Source organism: Kitasatospora sp. NPDC030952 (genome assembly GCF_055571335.1).
In genome coordinates, this window is sequence record NZ_JBVIFM010000066.1 from 1 (window position 1) to 1295 (window position 1295).

Below are 1295 nucleotides of genomic sequence, written 5' to 3' on the forward strand. Positions count from 1 at the left end.
CTGACCGAGGCCGCGATCGTGGTCTCCGGCGGCCGCGGTGTCGGTGCCGCCGAGGGCTTCGGCGTGGTCGAGGAGCTCGCCGACGCGCTGGGCGCCGCGGTCGGTGCCTCGCGTGCCGCCGTCGACGCCGGCTGGTACCCGCACAGCTCGCAGGTCGGCCAGACCGGCAAGCAGGTCTCCCCGCAGCTGTACGTCGCCAACGGCATCTCGGGCGCCATCCAGCACCGGGCCGGCATGCAGACCTCGAAGACCATCGTGGCCGTCAACAAGGATCCCGAGGCCCCGATCTTCGAGCTGGCCGACTACGGCGTGGTCGGCGACCTCTTCGAGGTGCTGCCGCAGCTCACCACCGAGGTGAAGTCCCGCAAGGGCTGATCCCCCGGAGCAGCGCGGAGGGCGTGGCACTCGGTACCCCCGGTACCGAGTGCCACGCCCTCCGTCGTTCCCGACCGTACGGACCCCGCGGACCGTACGGACCGCGCGGACCACGCAGACCGCGCAGACCGCGCGGATCACCGGGCCCGCACGGCCCGCGCCGACTACTCGGCGAAGGCCGCGAGGTGCTGGGTGAACCCGCCCTGCGCCGGCGGCAGCGGCCGCGGCTCGACCTCCTGCTCCTGCTGCGGCTCCTCCACCGGCAGCAGCCGCAGTTCGGGCTGGTCGGAGCCGGGGGAGGGGAACAGCCGCACCCGGGTGCCGACCGGGACGGTGCTGCGCATCCCGTCCACGATGCACCAGACGTCGAACCCCTCCGCCATCCGGATCAGCGACTTCTGACGGACCAGCGGCGTACGGGCCTGCTCGACCGCGCAGCGCCGGACGACACCGGTGCCCTCGCTGGGCTCCAGCCGCAGTTCGGTGGAGCCGCAGGTGGGGCAGAGCAGCCGCTGGAAGGTCGGGTTGTTGCACCAGGTACAGCGCTGGAAGTACAGCGTCGTACTCCGGGTGTCGGCGTCGATGGCTGAGTGGACCACGTTGTCATCTCCCTGCGCTCGGACCGGCTCCGTCGGGCGGTAGTACGGCAGAAGTACGGCGGACCTACGGCAGTGGTGCGGCGGTAGTCCGGCGGTAGTTCGGCAGGAAAAGGATAGGGAACTCAGTGCCGCCCTGTGAAGGCACTGAGTTCCCTTTTTGCCGCGCGCGTGCATAATGAAGGGTACTGAGTACCGTCGTGAAACAGGAGTGGCGATCATGAGCCAGGACTTCGATCTCTTCCGTATCTCCGAGGAGCACCAGATGCTCCGTGAGGCGGTGCGTTCGCTGGCCGAGGCGAAGATCGCTCCGTTCGCGGCGGA

2 protein-coding genes are annotated in these 1295 nt (G+C 70.0%); one reads left to right on the forward strand and one right to left on the reverse strand.

The features are described 5' to 3' along the window. The coding region (locus tag ACZ47G_RS39635) for an electron transfer flavoprotein subunit alpha/FixB family protein (RefSeq protein WP_465751386.1) at nucleotides 1-375 on the forward strand (375 nt) is incomplete at its 5' end. A gap of 164 nt (nucleotides 376-539) precedes the next feature. On the opposite strand, the gene ACZ47G_RS39640 is transcribed toward ACZ47G_RS39635, so the two are convergent. Beyond that, nucleotides 540-974, reverse strand: a complete 435-nt coding sequence (locus tag ACZ47G_RS39640) for a PhlB family protein (protein ID WP_380524402.1) — start codon at nucleotides 972-974, stop codon at nucleotides 540-542. Between the last annotated feature and the right edge of the window lie 321 nt (nucleotides 975-1295).